The organism is Kitasatospora sp. GAS1066B, assembly GCF_041262605.1.
Taxonomy (GTDB): domain Bacteria; phylum Actinomycetota; class Actinomycetes; order Streptomycetales; family Streptomycetaceae; genus Kitasatospora.
Map to the genome: position 1 here is coordinate 24,372 of NZ_JBGCCO010000056.1, position 6,618 is coordinate 30,989.

A 6,618-nucleotide genomic window follows, 5' to 3' on the forward strand; every position below is an offset into this window, starting at 1 on the left:
CCCGTGGCCCAGGCTTCGGCGGCCAAGCAGCGCCCCGGCACCACCCGCACCCTGCTCAAGGGCGTGGACGGCGCCGGCGTGGTGCGTCGCACCGTGCTCCCCGGCGGCCTGCGGGTCGTCACCGAGACCCTGCCGACGGTCCGCTCGGCGACCTTCGGCATCTGGGTCGGCGTCGGCTCCCGGGACGAGACGCCGGTGCTGAACGGCGCCACCCACTACCTGGAGCACCTGCTCTTCAAGGGCACCGAGCGGCGCAGCGCGCTGGAGATCTCGGCCGCGCTGGACGCGGTGGGCGGTGAGATGAACGCCTTCACCGCCAAGGAGAACACCTGCTACTACGCGCGGGTGCTGGACACCGACCTGCCACTGGCCATCGACGTGGTCTGCGACATGCTCACCGGCTCGCTGATCCGCCCCGAGGACGTGGAGGCCGAGCGCGGCGTCATCCTCGAGGAGATGGCGATGGCCGAGGACGACCCGGGCGACGTGGTGCACGACCTGTTCGCCAAGGTGATCTACGGCGACGCCCCGCTGGGCCGCCCGATCCTCGGCACCCAGGAGACCGTCAAGGGGCTGACCCGCGACCAGATCGCCGGCTTCTTCAAGCGCCGCTACAAGCCCGAGCAGCTGGTGGTGGCGGCGGCCGGCAACCTCGACCACCGCGTGGTGGTCAAGCAGGTCGAGGAGGCCTTCGCCGGCCTGCTCGCCAAGTCCGACGCGGCCCCCGCCGAGGCCCGCCGCGGCCTGCGCGCGGTGCGCACCGCGGGCCGCCTGGAGGTGCTGAACCGCTCCACCGAGCAGGCCCACCTGGTGCTCGGCGTGCCCGGACTGCCCCGGCACGACGAGCGGCGCTGGGCGCTCGGGGTGCTGAACGCCGCGCTCGGCGGCGGGATGAGCTCGCGACTCTTCCAGGAGGTGCGGGAGAAGCGCGGCCTGGCCTACTCCGTCTACTCCTACTCCTCCTCCTACGCCGACAGCGGCCTGTTCGGCATCTACGCCGGCTGCCAGCCCAAGCGGGTCGAGGAGGTGCTGCGGATCTGCCGCGAGGAGCTCGACAAGGTGATCGCCGAGGGCATCACCGAGGAGGAGCTGAGCCGCGCGATCGGCCAGATCTCCGGCTCCACCGTGCTCGGCATGGAGGACACCGGCTCGCTGATGAACCGGATCGGCAAGGCCGAACTCGCTTACGGCCACCACCTCTCGGTGGACGAGATGCTGGCGAAGATCGCCGGCGTCACGCTGGACGACGTCCAGGCGGTGGCCCGCGAGGTGCTCGGCGCCCACCGGCCCTCGCTGGCCCTGATCGGGCCGATCACCGACAAGCGGGCGGCCAAGCTCGCGGAGCTCTTCTAACCGTCGCTGCCTGGCCTGAAAGGACACCCCCATGACTCTCCGAGTGGCCGTCATCGGCGCCACCGGGCGGATCGGCTCCGAGGCGGTCAAGGCCGTCGAGGCCGCCGCGGACCTGGAACTGGTCGCCACCCTCGGCCGGGACACCGAGCTGAAGACCCTGGTCGAGTCCGGCGCCCAGGTCGCCGTCGAACTGACCCACCCCGACGCGGTGATGCGCAACCTGGACTTCTGCCTGCACAACGGCATCCACGTGGTCACCGGCACCACCGGCTGGGACGAGGCCAGGCTCGCCGAGGTCGACCACTGGCTGGCCGCCAACCCCGAGCTCGGCCTGCTGATCGCGCCGAACTTCTCGATCGGCGCGGTGCTCAGCATGCGGTTCGCCCAGCAGGCGGCCCGCTACTTCGAGTCGGTCGAGGTGGTCGAGCTGCACCACGACCGCAAGGCCGACGCCCCCTCCGGCACCGCCACCCGCACCGCCCAGCTGATCGCCGCCGCCCGCGACGCGGCCGGCCTGCCCCGCCAGTCGGACCCGACGACGCACGGCCTGCCCGGCGCGCGCGGCGCCGACGTGGACGGGGTGCCGGTGCACGCGGTGCGGATGCGCGGCCTGCTGGCCCACCAGGAGGTGCTCCTCGGCGACACCGGCGAGACCCTGACGATCCGTCACGACTCGCTGCACCACAGCTGCTTCATGCCGGGCATCCTGCTCGGCGTGCGCCGGGTGGTGGACACGCCGGGGCTGACCTTCGGCCTCGAACACTTCCTCGACCTGTGAGCCGGGTGAGCACCAGATGAGTTCCCGCACCGGCTTCTTCATCCTCGCCGCGACCCTCTTCTTCGTCGCCCTGGTCTGCATGGCCGAGGGAGTCCAGCTGATCGCCACCGGCAAGCCGTTCGGCATCGGCATCGGCGTCTGCGCTTTCATCATCCCGGGCATCGGGGTCTGGTTCCTGCGCCAGACCATCCGCTTCGGCCGCACCACCGAGGCGATGTCCCGCGAGCTGGCGGCCGAGGGCGGGCTGCCGGTGGACGAGCTGCGCCGCACCTCGGGCGGCCGGATCGACCGCGACTCGGCCGACGAGATCTTCGCCAAGCGGCAGGCCGAGGCGGAGGCCGAACCGGCGGACTGGCGGGTCTGGTTCCGGCTGGCCGTCGCCTACGCTGACGCCGGCGACACCCCGCGGGCCCGCAAGACCATGCACCACGCGATCAAGTTGAGGAGCAACCCGTGACCGACGAAGCAGCGGCCACCCCCACCTTCCGCAGCGATGTCACGGTGGAGCTGGTCCGCAGCGCCGCCGCCGACTCGGACGTGGTCTGGTCCGCCCGGGTCTCGACCGCTGGCGAGCAGTCCCTGGAGGCGGTCCAGCAGGACCCGGAGAAGTCCAAGGGTCTGATCAACTTCCTGATGCGCGACCGGCACGGCACCCCCTTCGAGCACAACTCGATGACCTTCTTCATCAGCGCGCCGATCTTCGTCTTCCGCGAGTTCCACCGGCACCGCAGCGGCTGGTCGTACAACGAGGAGAGCGGGCGCTACCGCGAGCTGCAGCCGGTCTTCTACGTGCCGGGCGAGGACCGCAGGCTCGTGCAGCAGGGGCGGCCCGGCAAGTACGAGTTCGTCGAGGGCACGCCCGAGCAGTACAAGCTCACGTCCGAGGCGATGCAGCGCTCGTATCAGCAGGCGTACCAGGCGTACCAGGAGATGCTCGCCGAGGGCGTCGCCCGCGAGGTGGCCCGCGCGGTGCTGCCGGTGGGTCTCTTCTCCTCCATGTACGCGACCTGCAACGCGCGTTCGCTGATGCACTTCCTGTCGCTGCGGACCAAGGACGAGCGGGCGAAGGTGCCGAGCTTCCCGCAGCGGGAGATCGAGATGGTGGCGGAGCTGATGGAGGCCCAGTGGGCGCAGCTGATGCCGCTCACCCATGCGGCCTTCAACGCGCACGGCCGGGTCGCACCCTGACCTGGGCCGATAGGCATATGGATGTATTTGCCCGGGATGTCTGGATTGCGACCGATTCGGCCGCTCCCTAGGCTCAGGGCACGGATTCCGGTGCTGCTTGAACCCCCGAGCAGGTAGCACCGGAATCCTATGGTTTGTCCGGATTCTGGCCGGCCGTCAGGACCCCCGCTGTCCGAACCATGGACCGGAGTCACGGCCTCCTCATCGGCTACGAGTATTTTTGGACCCATGGCTCCGACCTCCACACCCCGCGCCCCCTTCGGCCGGGTCCTCACCGCGATGGTGACCCCGTTCACCGCCGACGGCGGGCTCGACCTCGACGGCGCCCAGCGCCTGGCCGCCCACCTGGTGGACTCCGGCAACGACGGCCTGGTCCTCAACGGCACCACCGGCGAGTCGCCGACCACCAGTGACGCCGAGAAGGCGCAGCTGGTGCGCGCCGTGCTCGAGGCGGTCGGGGACCGTGCCCACGTGATCGCGGGCGTCGGCACCAACGACACCGCGCACAGCCTGGAGTTGGCCCGGCAGGCCGAGGCCGCCGGCGCCCACGGGCTGCTGGTGGTCACCCCGTACTACAGCAAGCCCCCGCAGGAGGGGCTCTACCGGCACAACGTCGCCATCGCCGACGCCACCGAGCTGCCGGTGATGCTCTACGACATCCCCGGGCGCAGCGGCGTCGCGCTGAGCCACGAGACGCTGGTCCGACTCGGCGAGCACCCGCGGATCGTCGCCAACAAGGACGCCAAGGGCGACCTCGGCGCCGCCGCCTGGACGATCGCCCGCAGCGAGCTCGCCTGGTACTCCGGTGACGACATCCTCAACCTGCCGCTGCTCTCGGTCGGGGCCGTCGGTGTGGTCAGCGTGGTCGCCCACGTGGTCGCCGACCGGCTGCGCGCCATGATCGACGCCTTCGGCGCCGGTCGGGTCGCCGAGGCCACCGCGATCCACCAGAGCCTGCTCCCCGTCTTCACCGGTATGTTCCGCACCCAGGGCGTGATCCTCAGCAAGGCCGCCCTCACCCTGCAGGGCCGCCCCGGCGGTCCGCTGCGGCTGCCGCTGGTGGACGCCACACCCGAGGAGATCGCGCGATTGAAGGAGGATCTCGCCGCCGGCGGGGTACACCTGTAGCGAGAAGACGTGCGCGCCCTCCGGCTCGCCGGACCCCGATGCCGCAAGACCCGGGGATCCGCCGCTGGACCGGAGAAGACCGGCGCGAGGCACAACAAGCCAGCCGCTCGGTGACGAGCGGACCGACCTGACAGGTACCTAGCGAAGTCGCGCGCCATATGTCAGCGGGAGAACCCCGGGCATGTGGCGCGCGGCGCGAAGGAGAGTCTTTTGAGCCACCCTCATCCCGACCTCGGTGCGCCCCCGGCGCTCGCGCCGAACGCGATCCGGATCACCCCGCTCGGCGGCCTCGGCGAGATCGGCCGCAACATGACGGTGCTGGAGCACGCCGGCCGGCTGCTCATCATCGACTGCGGCGTGCTCTTCCCCGAGGACGAGCAGCCCGGCATCGACCTGATCCTGCCGGACTTCTCCTCGATCCGGGACCGCCTCGACAAGATCGACGGCATCGTCCTGACCCACGGGCACGAGGACCACATCGGCGCCGTCCCGTACCTGCTGCGGGAGAACCCCGACATCCCGCTGATCGGTTCGAAGCTGACCCTGGCGCTGATCGAGGCCAAGCTCACCGAGCACCGGATCCGGCCCTATGTGCTGGAGGTCGCGGAGGGCGAGCGCGAGCAGATCGGCCCGTTCAACTGCGAGTTCATCGCGGTGAACCACTCCATCCCGGACGCCCTCGCGGTCGCCGTCCGCACCCCCGCCGGCATGGTCGTGGCCACCGGTGACTTCAAGATGGACCAGCTGCCGCTGGACGGCCGGCTCACCGACCTGCCCGCCTTCGCCAAGCTGGCCGAGGAGGGCATGGACCTGCTGCTGGTGGACTCCACCAACGCCGAGGTCCCCGGCTTCATCCCGCACGAGCGGGACATCTCCGCCGCGCTGCGCAACGTCTTCGCCAACGCGGACAAGCGCATCATCGTCGCCTCCTTCGCCAGCCACGTGCACCGCATCCAGCAGGTGCTGGACGCCGCGCACGAGTACAAGCGGAAGGTCGCCTTCGTCGGCCGCTCGATGGTGCGCAACATGGGCATCGCGCGCGACCTCGGCTACCTGAAGGTGCCGGGCAACCTGATCGTCGACGTGAAGCAGCTGGACGACCTACCGGACAAGGAGGTCGTGCTGGTCTGCACCGGTTCGCAGGGCGAGCCGATGGCCGCGCTCTCCCGGATGGCCAACCGCGACCACCAGATCCGGATCGTCGAGGGCGACACCGTGATCATGGCCTCCTCGCTCATTCCGGGCAACGAGACCGCGATCTACCGGGTGATCAACGGCCTGACCCGCTGGGGCGCCAACGTCGTGCACAAGGGCAATGCCAAGGTGCACGTCTCCGGTCACGCCTCCTCGGGCGAGCTGCTGTACTTCTTCAACATCTGCAAGCCGAAGAACCTGATGCCGGTGCACGGCGAGTGGCGCCACCTGCGCGCCTGCGCCGACCTGGGCATCAAGACCGGCATCACGAAGAACCGCACCGTGATCGCCGAGGACGGCGTGGTGGTCGACCTGGTCGACGGCGTCGCCCGGATCGTCGGCAAGGTGCAGGCCGGCTACGTGTACGTGGACGGCAGCTCGGTCGGCGACGTCACCGAGTCCTCGCTGAAGGACCGCCGGATCCTCGGCGAGGAGGGCTTCATCTCGGTCTTCGTCGTGGTGGACTCCAGCAGCGGCAAGATCGTCAGCGGCCCCACCATCCAGGCCCGCGGCTCCGGCATCGACGACGGTGCGTTCAGCCCGGTGGTGCAGAAGCTGGAGGAGGCGCTGCGCAAGTCCGCCGACAACGGCGTGCTGGAGGTGCGCCAGGTCCAGCAGTTGGTGCGCCGCACCATCGGCAAGTGGGTGGCGGACAACTACCGCCGCCGGCCGATGATCCTGCCGGTCGTGGTCGAGGTCTGACGACGCTCGTCACCGTGAACCGGCCCCGGGCAGCTCGGCTGCGCGGGGCCGGTTTGACTCTCGGGGCACGGGTGCGTAATGTTCTCCGAGTTGCCCCGGCCGCGCGAGTGGTTCGGAGGCGAAACCCCCTGGAACAGCTGAGCGACGGTTCCGCATGCCCTTTTCGAAGGAAATTGCGAAACAGAAACTCTGCTAGAGTCTGGGACAGCGGAAAGCCGAAAGGCCGGAAGCGAAATGCGGAAAGCGAAGCGGAAAAGGCACTGAGCCGGATCTGA

General features: G+C 70.0%; 6 protein-coding genes. All 6 read left to right on the plus strand.

Features of this window, described 5'->3' with window-relative positions; translation table 11 throughout:
* The first annotated feature begins 3 nt into the window (after positions 1-3).
* The 6 genes from ABH937_RS36370 to ABH937_RS36395 all read left to right on the plus strand — a co-directional run bounded on the left by ABH937_RS36370 (position 4) and on the right by ABH937_RS36395 (position 6,343).
* The gene (locus ABH937_RS36370) at positions 4-1,353 is read left to right on the plus strand and encodes a pitrilysin family protein (protein ID WP_280694451.1); all 1,350 of its coding nucleotides are present in this window, start codon (positions 4-6) and stop codon (positions 1,351-1,353) included.
* A 31-nt stretch (positions 1,354-1,384) separates the two neighbouring features.
* Positions 1,385-2,131 carry a 4-hydroxy-tetrahydrodipicolinate reductase gene (gene dapB, locus ABH937_RS36375; protein WP_280694452.1) on the plus strand — a complete coding sequence of 249 codons (747 nt, stop codon included), beginning with the start codon at positions 1,385-1,387 and terminating at the stop codon, positions 2,129-2,131.
* 16 nt (positions 2,132-2,147) lie between these two features.
* Complete coding sequence (locus ABH937_RS36380) at positions 2,148-2,588, plus strand: hypothetical protein (protein WP_280694453.1); 441 nt, start codon at positions 2,148-2,150, stop codon at positions 2,586-2,588.
* On the plus strand, positions 2,585-3,319 hold the full coding sequence (gene thyX / locus ABH937_RS36385; protein ID WP_280694454.1) for an FAD-dependent thymidylate synthase: 735 nt from the start codon (positions 2,585-2,587) through the stop codon (positions 3,317-3,319). The genes ABH937_RS36380 and thyX overlap by 4 nt, the downstream gene beginning before the upstream one ends.
* Before the next feature lie 228 nt (positions 3,320-3,547).
* The gene (dapA, locus tag ABH937_RS36390) at positions 3,548-4,447 is read left to right on the plus strand and encodes a 4-hydroxy-tetrahydrodipicolinate synthase (RefSeq protein ID WP_280694455.1); all 900 of its coding nucleotides are present in this window, start codon (positions 3,548-3,550) and stop codon (positions 4,445-4,447) included.
* A gap of 210 nt (positions 4,448-4,657) precedes the next feature.
* Positions 4,658-6,343, plus strand: coding sequence for a ribonuclease J (locus ABH937_RS36395; RefSeq protein ID WP_370220700.1), 1,686 nt, complete (start codon positions 4,658-4,660; stop codon positions 6,341-6,343).
* Positions 6,344-6,618: the final 275 nt, after the last annotated feature.